The sequence below is a fragment of the Microcystis protocystis FBCC-A270 genome (assembly GCF_050500235.1).
In the GTDB taxonomy this organism is placed as follows: domain Bacteria; phylum Cyanobacteriota; class Cyanobacteriia; order Cyanobacteriales; family Microcystaceae; genus Microcystis; species Microcystis ichthyoblabe_A.
Genome location: NZ_CP191407.1, coordinates 4442571 through 4458203 on the forward strand (window position 1 = coordinate 4442571; position 15633 = coordinate 4458203).

General features: G+C 42.7%; 19 protein-coding genes, 1 tRNA gene and 1 pseudogene. 9 read left to right on the forward strand and 12 right to left on the reverse strand.

From position 1 onward, the window contains the following. The first annotated feature begins 94 nt into the window (after positions 1–94). Complete coding sequence (locus ACQY1X_RS21740) at positions 95–337, forward strand: antitoxin family protein (protein ID WP_002755898.1); 243 nt, start codon at positions 95–97, stop codon at positions 335–337. Positions 338–535: 198 nt separating this feature from the next. Beyond that, a complete protein-coding gene (locus tag ACQY1X_RS21745) occupies positions 536–763 on the forward strand; it encodes a hypothetical protein (protein ID WP_016516502.1) in 228 nt (75 codons plus the stop codon). Between the two features lie 32 nt (positions 764–795). Here ACQY1X_RS21745 and bioF read toward each other — a convergent pair whose 3' ends face one another. Then, positions 796–1953, reverse strand: a complete 1158-nt coding sequence (gene bioF / locus ACQY1X_RS21750) for an 8-amino-7-oxononanoate synthase (RefSeq protein ID WP_103112831.1) — start codon at positions 1951–1953, stop codon at positions 796–798. A 66-nt stretch (positions 1954–2019) separates the two neighbouring features. Beyond that, positions 2020–2379, reverse strand: coding sequence for a DUF6464 family protein (locus ACQY1X_RS21755; protein ID WP_002747143.1), 360 nt, complete (start codon positions 2377–2379; stop codon positions 2020–2022). A gap of 208 nt (positions 2380–2587) precedes the next feature. Between ACQY1X_RS21755 and ACQY1X_RS21760 the strand changes: the two genes are divergently transcribed. Next, positions 2588–3136 carry an RDD family protein gene (locus ACQY1X_RS21760; protein ID WP_002739343.1) on the forward strand — a complete coding sequence of 183 codons (549 nt, stop codon included), beginning with the start codon at positions 2588–2590 and terminating at the stop codon, positions 3134–3136. A gap of 200 nt (positions 3137–3336) precedes the next feature. Continuing rightward, positions 3337–3612: a hypothetical protein gene (locus ACQY1X_RS21765; RefSeq protein WP_002738957.1), complete on the forward strand. Its 276-nt coding sequence runs from the start codon at positions 3337–3339 to the stop codon at positions 3610–3612. A gap of 214 nt (positions 3613–3826) precedes the next feature. Here ACQY1X_RS21765 and ACQY1X_RS21770 read toward each other — a convergent pair. Continuing rightward, positions 3827–3900 (reverse strand) — tRNA-Arg (locus ACQY1X_RS21770). Between the two features lie 104 nt (positions 3901–4004). Then, a complete protein-coding gene (locus tag ACQY1X_RS21775) occupies positions 4005–4196 on the reverse strand; it encodes a hypothetical protein (protein ID WP_430013546.1) in 192 nt (63 codons plus the stop codon). A 206-nt stretch (positions 4197–4402) separates the two neighbouring features. Here ACQY1X_RS21775 and ACQY1X_RS21780 point away from each other — a divergent pair, with 206 nt between their 5' ends. Next, entirely contained in the window at positions 4403–6928 is a 2526-nt protein-coding gene (locus ACQY1X_RS21780; protein WP_430015141.1) for a sugar phosphate nucleotidyltransferase, read from the forward strand. Between the two features lie 80 nt (positions 6929–7008). Here the strand turns inward: ACQY1X_RS21780 and ACQY1X_RS21785 are convergent, their stop codons facing one another. Then, positions 7009–8391, reverse strand: a complete 1383-nt coding sequence (locus ACQY1X_RS21785; RefSeq protein ID WP_430015142.1) for a flavin monoamine oxidase family protein — start codon at positions 8389–8391, stop codon at positions 7009–7011. A 109-nt stretch (positions 8392–8500) separates the two neighbouring features. Here ACQY1X_RS21785 and ACQY1X_RS21790 point away from each other — a divergent pair, with 109 nt between their 5' ends. The 3 genes from ACQY1X_RS21790 (at position 8501) to ACQY1X_RS21800 (ending at position 10428) form a co-directional block, all read left to right on the forward strand. Then, complete coding sequence (locus ACQY1X_RS21790; protein WP_002738738.1) at positions 8501–9349, forward strand: M28 family metallopeptidase; 849 nt, start codon at positions 8501–8503, stop codon at positions 9347–9349. A gap of 258 nt (positions 9350–9607) precedes the next feature. Beyond that, entirely contained in the window at positions 9608–9949 is a 342-nt protein-coding gene (locus ACQY1X_RS21795) for a nucleotidyltransferase family protein (protein WP_306307483.1), read from the forward strand. Further along, a complete protein-coding gene (locus ACQY1X_RS21800; RefSeq protein WP_002738740.1) occupies positions 9946–10428 on the forward strand; it encodes a hypothetical protein in 483 nt (160 codons plus the stop codon). The genes ACQY1X_RS21795 and ACQY1X_RS21800 overlap by 4 nt, the downstream gene beginning before the upstream one ends. A 151-nt stretch (positions 10429–10579) precedes the next feature. On the opposite strand, the gene ACQY1X_RS21805 is transcribed toward ACQY1X_RS21800, so the two are convergent. From ACQY1X_RS21805 to ACQY1X_RS21835, 7 genes and pseudogenes are all read right to left on the reverse strand, one after another. Beyond that, positions 10580–11074: a GNAT family N-acetyltransferase gene (locus ACQY1X_RS21805; RefSeq protein ID WP_002778801.1), complete on the reverse strand. Its 495-nt coding sequence runs from the start codon at positions 11072–11074 to the stop codon at positions 10580–10582. After that, positions 11071–11361, reverse strand: coding sequence for a DUF1778 domain-containing protein (locus ACQY1X_RS21810; RefSeq protein WP_002778803.1), 291 nt, complete (start codon positions 11359–11361; stop codon positions 11071–11073). The genes ACQY1X_RS21805 and ACQY1X_RS21810 overlap by 4 nt, the downstream gene beginning before the upstream one ends. A 264-nt stretch (positions 11362–11625) precedes the next feature. Further along, entirely contained in the window at positions 11626–11898 is a 273-nt protein-coding gene (locus ACQY1X_RS21815; protein ID WP_002799473.1) for a hypothetical protein, read from the reverse strand. After that, positions 11876–12124 (reverse strand): annotated as a pseudogene (locus ACQY1X_RS21820) (BrnT family toxin). Before ACQY1X_RS21820 ends, ACQY1X_RS21815 begins: the two are co-directional and overlap by 23 nt. Positions 12125–12385: 261 nt before the next feature. After that, entirely contained in the window at positions 12386–13051 is a 666-nt protein-coding gene (locus tag ACQY1X_RS21825; protein WP_430013550.1) for a hypothetical protein, read from the reverse strand. A gap of 36 nt (positions 13052–13087) precedes the next feature. Continuing rightward, on the reverse strand, positions 13088–13813 hold the full coding sequence (locus ACQY1X_RS21830; RefSeq protein WP_149986003.1) for an endonuclease/exonuclease/phosphatase family protein: 726 nt from the start codon (positions 13811–13813) through the stop codon (positions 13088–13090). 223 nt (positions 13814–14036) lie between these two features. Continuing rightward, entirely contained in the window at positions 14037–14768 is a 732-nt protein-coding gene (locus tag ACQY1X_RS21835; protein ID WP_430013551.1) for a hypothetical protein, read from the reverse strand. Positions 14769–15371: 603 nt separating this feature from the next. On the opposite strand from ACQY1X_RS21835, the gene ACQY1X_RS21840 reads away from it, so the two are divergent. Continuing rightward, a complete protein-coding gene (locus ACQY1X_RS21840) occupies positions 15372–15587 on the forward strand; it encodes a hypothetical protein (protein WP_002757627.1) in 216 nt (71 codons plus the stop codon). Positions 15588–15633: the final 46 nt, after the last annotated feature.

Sequence of the window (15633 nt, forward strand, 5' to 3'; positions counted from 1 at the left end):
TCAGACTATTGTTCGTCACGGGATTTGCTTGGTGTAGGCTAGACTGTAAGCAGCTAACTAAATCACCCCTAATTCTTGTGATAGAGATTTCTCCATGCCCCAAGCCTTGAAAGCAATTTATCATAGTGGTACGTTCATCCTTCAAACAGCTTACGATTTACCTGAAGGCACTGAGGTGGAGCTTTTTGTCAAATCACCTCAAATTATTCCCCCAAAGATTACCGATATTGCGGCTAGGCAGAATTTTTTAAGGCTGCTTGTTGAGCGAATGCAACAAAACCCCATTCCCTCTAATGCTCCCCAGTTTACTAGAGATATGTTGCATGAACGCTGTTGACACAAATGTTTTAATTTACGTCAATGATTCGCGTTATCCTAGTAAGCAGGCAATCGCAGCTTCTCTAGTAGCTAATCTGACAGAGGGAGTTTTAATTTGGCAGGTTGCCTGCGAATATTTAGCGGAAAGCCGCAAACTTGAGCCATTTGGGTATTGCCTATCCTTTGCACACCCAACGAACTGATGGGAGATTAAGTCATGTGGACAGATGAAATTGTCGAGGAGATCCACCGAATCCGTGAAGAGTATGCCAAGTCCTTCAACTATGACTTGGATGCAATCTTTGCAGACCTACGCAAAAAGGAAGCAGCAAGCGGCAGAGAAGTCGTAAACTTATTGCGAAAGCCCAGTCTAACAAGTCGTTGGAGCGGCCAGGCTAGAGAGCTTGATGATGGGATCAAGGATGCTAACCGCCGCTCAACTTAGTTGTTCCCCACTTCCCACGAAAAACTTTTTCTCTATGTGGAGAAAGATTCGCCAATAGACTGGACAAGAATCTCTAGATGAGCGAGGCTATGGGTGGCCATGGCAGTAAATCGCAGACGACTGGTGGGAACGGTAGGAGGACGAATTGCGGGGGCAAAAATCCCTTTTTCTAGCAGTTTTTGCGATAATTCTAGGGCTTGACCCGGATTGGCTACCGGTAAACATAAAATCGCCGCTTCCGAAGGCAATATATTAAGATTATTTAATTTACTCTTGACAAAATTAATATTTTGGTGTAGGCGTTGGCGACGTTCCGGTTCCAGACGAATAATCTCTAAAGCCATTCTAGCAGCAGCGGTGTCGGCGGGGGATAAACCGGTAGTATAAATCCAAGTAGCGGCGCGATTGCGGATAAAATCGATAATTTTGGCGTTTCCGGTCACATATCCCCCTAAACTGCCTAAAGCTTTACTCAGGGTCCCCATCTGAATTAATTCCCGTCCTTGACAACCACAATATTCCACGCAACCTGTGCCATTTTCCCCCATAACCCCAGTAGCGTGGGCCTCATCCACCAAAACCATGCAATTATAAATCTCGGCTAGAGCGAGAATTCCCGCTAGGGGACAGATATCCCCATCCATACTAAACACTGTATCGGTGAGCAGTAAACAATGACGATAGTGATGACGGTGGGCTAATAACTGATTTTCTAAGTCTTCGAGACTATTGTGCCGGTATTCTTTCACCGTGGCACCGCTTAACTTGGCTCCATTTTTGAGGCTAGAGTGATTGTATTGATCGCCTAAAATCAGGTCTTTCTGCCCCACTAAACAGGTAATTGTCCCCAAATTGGCTAAATATCCCGAACTAAAAACGATCGCGTCTTCGCTATTTTTAAAGGATGCGATCGCTAATTCTAAGTCTCGATGAAGATCTCGGTGTCCACTCAATAGACGCGAGCCGGTGCTTCCGGTTCCATAGCGTTGTGTTGCTGCTATGGCTGCCGCGATCATTCTTTCATCGGCTGCTAATCCCAGATAATCATTACTGGCAAAATTAATCAGCGATCGACCCTCTAATTCTATAACGGCTCCGCCCCGGCCTTGAATGGTTTTAACCCTTCGATACCAATTGGCCCGATGGAGGGTTTTTAAGCTATCCTCGATCCAAGAATAAGGATGATTCATAGGCGATTTGTCAATATAGTGGTTAGCTAGGGGAAAATAGTCAGATTATTGCCGAAAAAGGCTCTTTTAAGGGTTAATAGTTTCGTAAAAACGACAATCTTGACAGGGACCGGAGGGGTTAATCGCACAGCGCAACAGTTCGGATCTGGCGTTAAAACGACAACTAGCATCCCCCATCACCCAACGTCCTTCAATCAAACTTTTTTCGTTCGGAGTGGGAGCAGTTTGTACATAAAGGGATATTTTGCGTAAACAATAGCCACCAATCTTGTATTGATACTGGTGGTGACGTTCCAAAACCGCATAGGTTTGTCCTTTTAAGGCCAAATAATTACCCGGTTGTGGCATCCAATCCAACTGTATCTCTCCCAAACTTTGCCGCGGATGGGTTAGAATAACCTCCGTTGTTAATGAATCTTGCTCCATGATTATCCCTGTATTCTGGGCTACCTTTGCTCAATGGTAGCCTAAATCTCTGGCTCTCTTATTCTTTGTGTGATAAGTTTAACTTATATAATAGCGATCAATCTTTGTGTCCTTTGTGTCTCTGTGGTTCGTTCCACTCACTCTAGAATTGCCAATTTCCCGATTAGAGTAGAAGATAAACAGCAGGATTTTTCCGAGAATTTAGTTTATGGTTTACCCCATCCCGCCTGAAGATAATCTACCGCAAAAATTTCCGAAAATTCCCTTAGATCGTCGGGCCTATGCTTTCCTGATCGACTTTGCCTCGATCTGGTTTTTAAGCTCCTTTGCTAACAGTTCGCCTGTACTACAATTTTTCCTTTTTCTCCTGATTTGGTGGTGTTTGCGGGTGTTATTAGTCGCGCAGAATCAGGGTCAGAGTTTAGGAAGTTGGGCCCTGGATATGAAGATCATCGATCTACAACTTCAGCGTTTACCCGGAATTTTGGAGTTAAGCAAACGAGAGGCGATCGCTGGTGGCGGGGCAGCTTTAATGATGGTAGGGTTAAATACTTTTTTTGGCAATCCTTTAAGTTTGATTTTACTATCTTCGCCTCTTTTCGCCGATTGTGGTATGGCGATCGGTGATGAGCAATTGAACCGCGCTTTCCACGATCGCATCGGTGGCACGATTGTTATTCCCACCCGTCGGGGTTTTTCTCTCGATCTACGTTTAAGAAGGCTTTGGTATCAAGTTAAGGGCAGAATGAGAAGATAAATAGCAGTTATCAGTGATCAGTTTTAAGTTTTGAGTGATACTAAATCCGGTTATTAAAAACTGGTTATTTATTCCCCCTTTTGCCTTTTGCCGTTCGGCTGTCCTGATATATAGCCTATACTCAACGGATTTAATATTATTCCGCCATCCGAGGGGCATCGGTGGGGGACAAGAAATTAGTCTATTAGGAGTTTACCAAAATGTCAGAAGACAGATTAGAGCGGATCGAGAAAATAGTGGAATCGAACGCTCGCGCTATTCAATCCCTAGCTGATGCCGTCGCTAGTGACCGCGAAGAACGGAAACAGGAGAAAAAAGGGCTTTACGATTACCTAGCTCGAATAGCAAGCGCACAATCAGATTTTTATGAGACTCAAGCCGATTTTTACCGGCATCTAGAGAGAATGGATGATCGACACGCTCAAATGATTGAAATCATCCGACAGATTAACGAGAACAGAAGCGATCAAGCCTAACCTCTAGAAGTTGCCCGTAGCCGTGCCTACGGGCTTAATTAAGCCCGTAGATATTTTGATAATGAACGCTATAGCAGTTTTCATCAGAATGAGGCATGGGCAAGGAGCTTAAGTCCTTTGTTGGCAAAACTTGTCGATACCTCAATAACGTGAAAAGCGCTATAAATAGCAGTTTCCCGGTCTCTTTTCACTGTTTACTGTTCACTGAAAAAGGCGGGATCGGCCGGGGTCGAACCGGCGGCCTAGTGCTTAGGAGGCACTCGCTCTATCCAACTGAGCTACGACCCCTTTTTTCCCTAACCATGATAAGCCATTCATGGCTAAACTGTTGATTGCCATCGATACCCAGCTACTTTCTGTTTTATGGCCGCAACCTTGGCAATATGTTAATTTTATTTGCCCTTGAGGGCTTTTTGAAAATTCTTGCGATAGGCGGGATTAACAGCCAACAGAAGCGGCCAGAACATTGTTAAAGCTAAACGATTGGGTAAACTGGAACTAAAATTAGTGCTTCTGTACCCGTTCCAGAATTTCCAACCACCGACACCATAAAAAATTATTAAGATAAAAATAACGAGTCTCATGCCATCTCATCCTTAGATTTAGACAATTCACATCTCCCATTGTAAGCTTGGGTTTTGCCGGCTTGGGAAAAGAAAATATTGTCCTGAATCCGGGAGACGGTGTTAGAATGCCGGTTAGGAACTAGCTCGATCGAGATAGGAAAACTAAAGCCATAATTTGCAAAAACTATTTAAAAACGGCGAAAAGATAGCCTTGGGAGGAAGTTATGCGAGCGGTACTAATGGCAGGTGGTTCGGGGACAAGATTACGTCCGCTTACTTGTGATCTTCCCAAACCGATGGTTCCGATTCTCAACCGTCCGATCGCCGAACATATTATTAATTTACTGCGAAAGCATGACATTACCGAAATTATCACCACCCTGCACTATCTCCCCGATGTCATGCGCGACTACTTTCAAGACGGCAGCGACTTTGGGGTAAAAATCACCTACGCTGTCGAGGAGGATCAACCCCTAGGCACCGCAGGATGTGTAAAAAATATTGCCGAATGGTTAGATGATACCTTTCTGGTGATTAGTGGCGATAGTATCACCGATTTTGACCTGCAAAAAGCGATCGCATTCCATAAAAGCAAAAACTCGAAAGCAACCCTCGTCCTGACGCGCGTTCCCAATCCGATCGAATTTGGGGTAGTGATTACCGACAAAGAAGGCAGAATTCGCCGTTTTATCGAAAAACCATCCACCAGCGAGATTTTTTCCGATACCGTCAACACCGGAACCTATATTCTCGAACCAGAAGTCCTCGATTATCTCCCCTACAAAGAAGAAACCGACTTTTCTAAAGATTTGTTTCCGCTGCTGCTGCAAAGGGGCGAACCTATGTATGGTTATGTGGCCGATGGTTATTGGTGCGATGTCGGTCATCTGGAGGCCTACCGAGAAGCGCAATACGACGCTTTATCTGGCAAAGTTAACCTGGAATTTCCCTATCGAGAAAAATCCCCCGGAGTGTGGGTCGGCACTAATACCTATATCGATCCTAGCGCCCAGATTGAGGCCCCAGCCATGATCGGCAATCATTGTCGTATTGGTGCAAATGTTCTGATCGAGAGGGGTTCGGTTATCGGCGATAATGTCACCATCGGTGCCGGTTCCGATCTGAAACGTCCCATCCTCTGGAATGGTGTGGTGATCGGGGATGAGGTCAATTTAGCCGCTTGTACGATCGCTAGGGGGACCAGAATCGATCGACGGGCCCAGGTACACGAAGGTGCGGTGATCGGACAATTATCGATCGTGGGGGAAGAAGCGCAGATCAATTCCGGGGTGAGAGTCTGGCCGAGTAAACAGATCGAATCGGGAGCCATCCTCAATATTAACCTGATTTGGGGAAATACTGCCCATAAAAACCTCTTTGGTCAACGAGGAGTATCGGGCCTCGCTAACATCGATATCACGCCCGAATTCGCCGTTAAACTGGGGGCATCCTACGGTTCCATTCTAAAACCGGGGTCAACGGTAATCGTCTCCCGGGATCAACGTAGTGTCTCGCGCATGGTCAGTCGATCGCTGATTGCCGGTTTAATGTCCGTGGGAGTTAATATCCAAAACCTACAAGCGAATGCTTTACCGATTTCGCGGACTTTAGTGGCTAAATTAAACGTAGTCGGTGGCATTCACGTTCGTATTCATCCCGATCGCCCAGATTTTCTCTTAATCGAGTTTTTAGACGAAAAAGGGATTAATGTTTCCAAAGCGAGGGAAAAGAAAATCGAAGGGGCCTATTTCAAAGAAGATCTGCGACGGGTGGGAATGCAGGAAATCGGCAGTATGTCCTATCCGGCTGATATTCTCGATAATTACCGCAAAACCTTTGAAACTCAGCTAAACGTGGAGGCTATTCGCAATAGTAGCTCCAAAATCGTCATTGATTACGCCTACGGAGTCTCGGGAGCAATTTTACCAGAATTACTGGCTAAATTTGGCTGTGATGCCGTGGTTCTCAATGCCAGTTTACGTCAGAATGCCCTTTCCATGCAGGAAAGAGAGTTACTAATCCATCAATTGGGCCATGTGGTGGAGGCCCTGAAAGCGAACTTAGGTGTACAGGTTTCGGCCAATGGGGAACAATTAGTCCTCGTCGATGAGAGTGGTTTATCGATTCGCGGGGAACAATTAACTGCTCTAATGGTGAATACAATTCTGACCGCCCATCCTCGCGGTACAGTGGTAGTGCCGGTTCATGCTTCTAGTGCCGTGGAACAGATCGCACGTCGTCACGATGGCCGGGTGGTGCGGACAAAAGCCAGTCCTAGCGCTTTAATGGAAGGATGTCAAACCAATCCTAATGTGGTTTTAGGAGGCTCTGGGCAAACTGGCTTTATTTTTCCGCAATTACATCCCGGTTTCGATGCCATGTTCAGCGTGGCGAAACTTTTGGAGATGTTAACCATTCAGGAACGTTCTCTAGCTCAGGTGCGGGCCGAGTTACCGCGCATTTACAATAAGAATACGGCGGTGCGTTGTCCTTGGAAAGTCAAGGGATCCTTGATGCGCTATCTGGTGGAAACTCACGCTACCGATAATCTAGAGTTAATCGATGGGGTGAAGGTGATTAATCCCCTCAATGATGACTGGGTATTGATTTTACCCGATGCTGGAGAACCTTTAGTGCATATCTATGCTAACAGTGAGCAGCGGGAATGGGTCGATCGGACAATTAAAGAATATCGTCATCGTGTCCAGCATTTCGTCGAACATTACCAGGGCGAAATAGTGATGATTTAGGATTTTTTTGCCCTATTAGCCCCCGAAACTTGACTATGAGGATTTTTTTGACCTAAAAGGTGTCCTAGCCCTGTAAATGCTCATTTTTCCCGCAAAAGCAAGGCGATTCGATCGGCCGCTGCCTCACCAGTGCGGATCGCTCCCTCAAAAAATCCCGGCCAGCGATCAGCCATTTCTGTGCCGGCCCAGTGAACCGGTCCAACGGGAGTAAAAAGAGCCTCGCCGAAACTTGTCCAGACTCCGGGGGGCATAAAAGCGGAATATGCGCCACCAGTCCAGGGATCCCCGGGCCAATCCACTTCATCGTAACTGATCGGGAAAAGAGCCTCTTGACCGAAATAAATAACTAAATCCGAGAGGACGGCGGCACGACGCGCTGGGCCACTCATGGAGCGCCAACGAATATAGCGATCGCCAACCACAAAGGTGGCGATTACCCCGACACCGGTTTCGGGATCGGAACTATCAGCACAGAGTTCCAACCATTGACAATTCCCCTGAGCAACTCCCGCTAGTCCCTGTTTTCGCCAGAAAGGTTGCTCATAGGAAATCAGGATTTTAGCGCAGCATCCCATCGGTACTCGTTGGGTTAGTTGTTCTCGCTGGGGTGGCAGCGGGGGATGATAAATAATGCGGCCGGCAAGATGGGGCGGCATGGCAATGATGGCAAATTTGGCGGTAAAAGTGTTCTGGGTGGTTTCTATGGTGACACCGGCCGAGTCATAATTAAGGCGAACAACTGGTTCCCCCAGTCGAATTCGCTCTCCTAATTCCGCCGCGATCTTGTCGGGAATTTGTCCGGCTCCGCCATGGATCAGTTCGGCTTCTGGATGTTCGGCCTGAGGGGCGCAATTTTGTCCCCAAAGAACGTGCAGCAGTGAGACTTGCTGGGGTTCGGCCGGCCCGAGAAAACCCACTGCACGCACCATATAAGCAAAATACCATTGACCAAAATCTGTGCTGGTGTTTTCTTCAATCCACTGGGCAAAAGTTTTACTGTCTAGTTTTTTGGTGTGATCGTTGCTTTGGGGATAACCGGAAGGTAGGGTTTTGGCTAGTTCTTGAAAACGCGCCCATGCTGACATCGCATCTTGCCATTCTGCCGGGCCGATATCGGGTACTTCTCCCTCGTGGAAACCTTGAAAAAAACCATTGAATTCATAGCGTTTGTCGTTGAACACTAGGACGGTTTTTCCCTGATTGGGAGAGGGAAAACGACGTATTTTGTACTCATCGAGGAGGGACAAAAAACGCTCTTGGGTTGGACCCACCCACTGACCACCTCGATCGATCCACTGTCCGGAGGGGAGATATTGACCAGACATCCTACCACCGTAACGATTTCGCGCTTCGATCACCAGAACTTGATGACCTTGCCTCTGGAGATTCCGCGCGGCGATTAATCCTGCTAATCCTGCCCCAACCACGATACAATCATAGCTAGTCCACTGGAGATTTGTCATGATTTTAGCTCCACAGAATATTTTATAATCAACAATTATTATTTTCCCCGATTTTTCCCTCAGTTTCTCTATCCATTGGCTCTTTTGATTAAATTATCTGCTGCTATCAATGTTTGATCTTCTTAGCGATCGCTTAAGCCAACACCTAGAACAAATTGTCCGAGAAAGAAACCCTTTTTTCTCTAGTCAAGGACATTTTTATGTGCGAGAATACCTACGGCAAGAGTTAGGCAATTGGGGAAAGGTTGAATCACATTGTTTCCCTTTTCAGGGAAAAGTTTACGAAAATTTAATCTTGGATTTGCCTAACAATAGTCAAAAACCTCCGATTTTAATTGGCGCTCATTATGACACGGTGCCGGGGTCGCCGGGGGCTGACGATAACGCCACGGGATTAGCGGTATTATTAGAATTAGCGAGGTTTTTTGGGGAAAATCAGGCTAATTATCCAATTCGTTTAATTGCCTTCGATCTAGAAGAATACGGATTACTGGGGAGCATTGCCTACGCAGAAAAATTAAAACAAACTAAGCAGGATTTAAGGTTAATGTTATCCTTAGAAATGCTCGGTTACTGTGATAAAAATCCCCATTCTCAAAAATATCCAGCTTTTCTAGAACATTTTTACCCCAACACCGGGGATTTTATCGCTTTGATTGGCAATCTCAAAACCCGCGAGGATTTAAATTTTCTTAGTCGAGTCATGAGAGAAAATCAGACTCCCTGCGAATGGTTGCCGGTAATTTTTGGAGGTTATATCGTCCCCGATACTCGACGCAGCGATCATTCTCCCTTTTGGGATTGCGGTTATTCGGCAATTATGGTGACAGATACTGCTAATATGCGTAATCCCTATTATCATAGTTCTCAGGATACAATCGCTACTTTGGATTTAAATTTTCTAACAAGAGTCTGTCAAGGTCTCTGTTTTGGATTGCAATCTTTACCGATGAGATAAAAGTTAGCGTGTAGGGTGAGTTAGCGTTAGCGTAATGCACTAATACCAGTTAGAAACTCAACATTATTGACGACATTGGTGTGGTTGGGTTTCGCTCAAGCGTCACTAATATTTGACAGACAAAAGTTATTATTGCTCAACCCAACTGACAAAATGGGCGATCGCTTATGACAAAAATTGCTATCATAGAAACTATTGATATTCAATGATTTAGGGGTAATCATAATGACACAGTTAACTGAAGAACGAAAATAAGAGATTATTGCTGAAGTTTTAGCAGCGAGAGCAAACCGTGAACAATTTCTATTAGAGATGAAACAACGGCAACAAGCAGGGTTAAAAATTGCTCAAAAATGTGCTAGTCTCCTTAAAGAGAAGTATGGAGTCACAAAAGTTGTTTTATTTGGTTCATTGTTAAATTATGAAGAAATAACTCCCCATTCTGATCCTGATTTAGCGGTTTGGGATTTACCAGAGAAAGATTATTTTAAGGCGATAGCAGAGTTAGATAATGGACAGGATTTTGAGGTGGATTTAGTAGAAGTTCAAAAGGCTCATCCTTATATTTTAGCAGCAATTGCTCAGGGGGTCGAATTATGACTAATTTATCAATTCAAGATAGAATTAATCAAGAACTCAATAAAATTTTTCAAGCCCTACAACAGTTAGAGATATTTTTAAGAGAATTATCTCATCAATCGAATGTCATGTATCAAAACGCATTAATTAATTCTATTGCGCTTAATTTGCATGGAGTTTATACTGGAATTGAGCGTATATTTGAAGCGATTGCTAAAAAAATTGATCAAAGATTCCCAACGGGGGATAAATGGCATCGAGATTTATTAGAGCAAATGTCTGTTGATATACCTAGGGTGAGAAAAGCAGTTATTACAGAAGAAACAAGGCTCATTTTGGATGAGTTACGGCAGTTTCGTCATCTGGTGAGAAGTGCTTATTCTTGCCAATTAGATGAGGAAAAGGTTTTAATCATCCCCCATGAAATTGTTAATTCTTATCAAACCATAATCAATGACATTCAATTGTTTTGTAATAATTTAAGTAAGGGAGAAACTTAATTAAAGATAACTGGTGATCGCACTGAATCTAAGTAAAGTGTATCAGGGCAAACATCTTGTTCATGAGGCCATAAGCAAAGTTATTCTGGACTTAAACGTACCTGTAGGGGCAAACCCCCTGTGGTTGACCCCGTGTTGCCCCTGTAGCGCACTAAGCAATACAAGCGCGTAAATCATTAAGAGTAATCATCAACGTCATCGGTTCAAGAGGAGACACATCAAAACCTAAAGCCAAATAAAAATTCTTAGCTTCTTCTGAAATAGCATGAACAATAATTCCCCGAATACCAATGGTATCAGCCGCTTTAACAACCCGTAGCGCACCATCACGAAATAAACCGCATCCTAAACCTTGACCTTGGTAAGAAGTATCTACTGCCAATCGTGCCAAAATTACCACTGGAATTGGGTTAGGCATATTCCGCCGAAATTTACCATTAGCTGATTGTATACTAATCGCCCCGGAAGCAAGGGCGTAATACCCAACTACCCTATTGTCAACGCAGGTAACAAAAGTTCTAGTTGCACCACTGGCTTGATTAGCATAAGCTCGACGCTTCAAGCAATCATCAAGAGAAGTAATTCCGCAGGAAAAATCAGTGATTGAGTGATAACTAGCCAGAGGTTCAGGTGGTGTCAAATTCATTCCTTCTCCCAAGGTGCGAGCGTCTGCATGGTTTTGCGTAAACGTTCATTAGGTTGAGGTGGTGCATCTAGAAGTGCGATAAATTCTGCATAAGCCTCTGGACTAGCCCAAAAAATAGTACGTTCGAGCAAAGTTTCCTCCGCAGCATTCCGCGCGGCTTCCAAAATAAAATCAGTTCTATTCTTACCTTGCACTTTGGCTGCCATATCGATCAAATTGCGTTCTTCTGGCTTAATTCGCAAATTTAGGGTATTACGCGGAGTCTTACTTTTTGTTTTACTACTCATAAGATGGGTGTGTAATTCCAAACTTAATTATTTTAACATAATGTAGTGACAACGACATTACACTATGTACGATACGATACCAGGATTTTTCAGAGAGATGAGCATCATTTGATGAAAGTCTAGGCTTCAAACCTTTCCATTATAACTGATAGGTAAAAGCTGCATCACCGCAGTAACACACCTTAAATAGTCTTGGGTTTCGTTGTTTTAATCCAATCGAGAAGAAGGGGCGTGCTGCTATGCAGTGCCGTAGGCATCGCACTATTATTGAGGAATTAATTTAATTAAACTTCTTAAAGTAGCATTAACGGATTCCGAATTAGGAAAATATTTTTTAACATCAGGATCAAGAATAATTACATCATTTTGCGCTGGAAAATGTTCAACCGTTTTTGTTCCATCTTCATGATGAATAGTAACGCTATGACCTTCCCGATACTGTTGGTAATATTTTCCGCGAACAGGATTTTTAAGTTGACTTAAATCATATTCTTCTCGCAAGTCATCTTCTAATTCATCTTGGATTTTCTCGTTCATAATATCTCCTTTCTTTGGGTGTAACTAATCTTGCACTAATTAAACGAATTTTGTGATCACGATCCGTATAAGAAATAAATAGAAATTTACCTTGATCTGATCAACCTATTATAAGATAGGGATTCTCTCCTGTAGAATGGTCAGGATCATCGAAATTTACAGCTAAGGGATCATCAAATACGGTGGATGCTTCTTCAAAAGAAATGTTATGTTTTCTTTGATTTATTTTTGCTTTCTGTTTATCCTATTCAAATGCTAGTTCCAAATCATTGCCACTTTGCCAACTGAAATATCCCCCATTTATAGCATATCCTGATGGCGGAATAACAATTTTTCCTCTGCGATCGCGTCTTGCCAAAGTTTGACCAATAGAGAGATCTATAAGCGATCGCCGCTGATAGTAAAAGGTGTGTCACCGCAGTAACACACCTTTATTAGTGTTGGGTTTTGTTGTTTCAACCTAATCTAGAAGAAGGGGCGATCGCACTTAAATAAAACTCCCTGTTGATGAATCATATTGAAGTTGCTTAATAGGATTATCTTGAAATGTAACTTCTGTAAATTTTTCAGGTAGCTTTGAAATAACAGTTCCAGAGCTTAGAGGAGTTTGTAACCAAACATAGACAATATTAGATGGAGCAAAAGTTATAGGATAAGTAGAGGGAACAACTGAGGCATTTAGTGGAGACTGTGGAATATTTTGACCATTAATAGATGCTTTCTGCTGTAACCCAAAAGTTAAGGCTGGATACTGAGTATTTGGCATATTGTTATTAACTTTATAAGCTCCAGAAGGAGGAGAGTTAGAATCAGTAAAGGGTCCGTCAAATAACCCATTGGATGTGAATGAATAATAACTAGCATCAATAGCAGGATAATCAGTCTGACTAATTTTTGAGATAACAGTTCCTTTGGTTAATTCAAACTGAGATGAGCAATAAATTGAATACTCTTCATTCCAGGTAATACTATTATATGGAAATGGCTCAAAAACTAGCCAAATCAAGGAGGGAGTAAAACTTGATATTGCCATAGATTCTCCAACATTAATCTCAAAATTAACGAGTTTTGCTAACGTAATTCTTAACGTTGCCGCTTTAATAATTTTTAGATCATCAGAATTAATTGAGAGCGTTAAAGAAAAATCGACCATTAGTTAAAGAAAAATCGACCATTAACTTTTCGCTGTTTAGAAATCGTAGATAACAGGATAGTGATCTGACACAATAAAATTGTCAAGTACCGTACCAATAACTCCTGGTCCCGGATTTTTAAAAGCATAGTCTAAGTTTGTTCCGCTACCAGGATGAGTAGGAACTGGATTATGAGGACAATAAGCTGTTCCAGGAGGAACAATTTTAGGAGAGCCACTTCCAGGCAGACCCCATTGGGTTGGATCACAATTATAATCTCCAGCCGCAAACCAAGAGCCACCTGTAAGATTTATATTAGCAAGTAGTCCAGGTCCATCATTGCCATTACCTGAAAAGGCGTGAAGACTAAAAATGTCTGCGTTTCCTGCTGGACCATACAAAAGGCGCATCCCAATGGCTGGTCTACCTCCCAGTGGATTGGGAATATAGATTAAATTCAAAGGGGGCAATACAGAGGCAACAGCTACATTATTTCGATGTCCTGTAGCATCTGTTTCAATCCAGATAATATAGACATTAAAAGGTCGGCTAGAAGTGCCAAGATTCCACAAAAGATAAGCTCCGTTCAAACCGACTGGGGGCGCAAAACCGGGCAACCAACCTGGTGCTGCTGCTGGTACAGCCGATGGTGGAGGATTGCCAGACTCTTGTAAGCAAGCTACGTTAACTCCTGCTTGCAGAAAGAGTCGTTTAACATCTGCATTCCATTTACTTTCACCGCCTCCCGTTGCTCCTTGCATATTCCAAGTGACGACACGCATAATTACTCCTAATTTACAGTTCAAAATGATTGATAGTCTATGGTCTTAGCTTTTAGATTCGGCTTCTTGCTTTTTAACTTCTATTGAGAAGCTAGAATGTATGGTTCAAGAAACTGGGTAAATTGGGACAGTAAACCAAACCTAGAAGAGAAAGAGTAGAAGTATTTATAACTTCATAGGTTTGGCAATAATTTATTACACGGCTTTTATCCCTTTTCTGGCATTAGTAAACGCCTGCTTGTTTTAATATTTTGACATCGGGATCATCAAAACTAGCTAAAGCCGCAAAACTATCTAAAGCCGTCACATTTCCCGCAGAGGATGGAATAAAAGTTCCTGTGGCTGGATTATACACGAGGGATTTTTCAGTGACAGAGCCTCCAAACGTCACGATTGTTGCATTTCCATTTACTCGTGTAATAACAGTTCCAGATGTATAGGAGGCTTGTAGCCAAACATAAACAGTCGTTAGGGGTGTAAAAGTAACAGGGAACATCGCAGGAACAACTGCCGCATTAAGCGGTGATGGGTTAATCCCTTTGCTATTAATAGATGCTTTTTGTTGTAAGCCAAAAGTTAAGGCTGGATACTGAGTGTTTGGCATATTGTTGATCGCTTTATATGACCCACGAGGAGGTGCATCTGAATCTATAAATGGTCCTTGAAATGTTGCAGTAGAGTCAAAAGAATAATAAGCGGCATCATTAGCAGGAAAATCTGTTTCACTTAACCGCGTAATCACTGCACCATTTTGTATTACTTGGTTGGGGGAGGCATAAATGCTATATTGCTCTTCCCATTGAACTTTATTTCCTTGAAAGGGATCGAAGACTAGCCAAGTTACATTAGGACTTGATGCACCCACAGGTTTGGCTATCGTGATTTTTAGTTGTGCGGCTTTCATAATTTGTAAGTTCGCAGCATCAATTGAAAGATCAAGTGTATATTGAGGCATGGTTTTCTCCTTATTTTTGATTTGAGTTAATTTGATTTTTTAGAAACAATTTTAGACTTCTAAGTTGAATTAATGATCAATCAACTTCCGTCTTTTGTCTCTACACCGCTAAAACACTCTCAAAAATCCATTTCTGAATTTTTTAGATTAGCCATAGTGCCTTAAGCAAAATGCCTTGTCTTTTGGGTCAAAAGTGATTTGTTTAATCACCTTTGATACCAGAATAAGTTTTATTTTGAGTAATGGCAATCTCTAAAGTTAATACTTTTCTAATAGGTTTTTTTGAGCAGAATATTAGATTTATATTAGATTTATATTATATTTATATTAGATTCAAAGGGTCACTTTATGGTATGACTTCCTCATCCCTGAAAGTAGAACAAATGAATTAATCTGTCGGCTAAAATTCTCAAAACCCTTTTACCCTCTGACTTGTAGCGGTTTCAGGGGATGAAAAGAAAGCAGCGAAAAAGCGATCGCTTATCCCTCAAGGAAAACACCTGCCCTAAGTAAGGAGATGCTACCACCGAATGATGAGTATAACCTTCCAATTAGTTCTGGCTTTACTTTCCCGTGGGCAAGTGATTTTACAAGGAGAAAACCATGACAAAAAAGCCTCACATTAAACTCATCCACATTGGAGAGTACATGGCTGAAGTGGAAGTAGAACTGATTGAGACTCCCGAAGGATGGTCGCCCTATTTATCATTAGAAGACGCTCAAAAATTAGATGATGTCCGAGAAGCCCTTCGTCAAGGTGATCTACAAAAAGCTTCCAATTTAGCACATCTTTACAAAATTACCCCTCTTACCGTTTAACTAAACTTTGACAAGAAAAAATTAAAAAGCGATCGCAATCCTTGAA

Coding starts and splice junctions, on each gene's coding strand:
- ACQY1X_RS21825 (WP_430013550.1), bottom strand. CDS start 13,051: ATGGTCGATTTTTCTTTAACGCTCTCAATTAATTCTGATGATCTAAAA.
- ACQY1X_RS21830 (WP_149986003.1), bottom strand. CDS start 13,813: ATGCGTGTCGTCACTTGGAATATGCAAGGAGCAACGGGAGGCGGTGAA.
- ACQY1X_RS21745 (WP_016516502.1), top strand. CDS start 536: ATGTGGACAGATGAAATTGTCGAGGAGATCCACCGAATCCGTGAAGAG.
- ACQY1X_RS21790 (WP_002738738.1), top strand. CDS start 8,501: ATGTTTGATCTTCTTAGCGATCGCTTAAGCCAACACCTAGAACAAATT.
- ACQY1X_RS21805 (WP_002778801.1), bottom strand. CDS start 11,074: ATGAATTTGACACCACCTGAACCTCTGGCTAGTTATCACTCAATCACT.
- bioF (WP_103112831.1), bottom strand. CDS start 1,953: ATGAATCATCCTTATTCTTGGATCGAGGATAGCTTAAAAACCCTCCAT.
- ACQY1X_RS21785 (WP_430015142.1), bottom strand. CDS start 8,391: ATGACAAATCTCCAGTGGACTAGCTATGATTGTATCGTGGTTGGGGCA.
- ACQY1X_RS21840 (WP_002757627.1), top strand. CDS start 15,372: ATGACAAAAAAGCCTCACATTAAACTCATCCACATTGGAGAGTACATG.
- ACQY1X_RS21815 (WP_002799473.1), bottom strand. CDS start 11,898: ATGAACGAGAAAATCCAAGATGAATTAGAAGATGACTTGCGAGAAGAA.
- ACQY1X_RS21810 (WP_002778803.1), bottom strand. CDS start 11,361: ATGAGTAGTAAAACAAAAAGTAAGACTCCGCGTAATACCCTAAATTTG.
- ACQY1X_RS21760 (WP_002739343.1), top strand. CDS start 2,588: ATGGTTTACCCCATCCCGCCTGAAGATAATCTACCGCAAAAATTTCCG.
- ACQY1X_RS21835 (WP_430013551.1), bottom strand. CDS start 14,768: ATGCCTCAATATACACTTGATCTTTCAATTGATGCTGCGAACTTACAA.
- ACQY1X_RS21755 (WP_002747143.1), bottom strand. CDS start 2,379: ATGGAGCAAGATTCATTAACAACGGAGGTTATTCTAACCCATCCGCGG.
- ACQY1X_RS21740 (WP_002755898.1), top strand. CDS start 95: ATGCCCCAAGCCTTGAAAGCAATTTATCATAGTGGTACGTTCATCCTT.
- ACQY1X_RS21775 (WP_430013546.1), bottom strand. CDS start 4,196: ATGAGACTCGTTATTTTTATCTTAATAATTTTTTATGGTGTCGGTGGT.
- ACQY1X_RS21800 (WP_002738740.1), top strand. CDS start 9,946: ATGACTAATTTATCAATTCAAGATAGAATTAATCAAGAACTCAATAAA.
- ACQY1X_RS21765 (WP_002738957.1), top strand. CDS start 3,337: ATGTCAGAAGACAGATTAGAGCGGATCGAGAAAATAGTGGAATCGAAC.
- ACQY1X_RS21780 (WP_430015141.1), top strand. CDS start 4,403: ATGCGAGCGGTACTAATGGCAGGTGGTTCGGGGACAAGATTACGTCCG.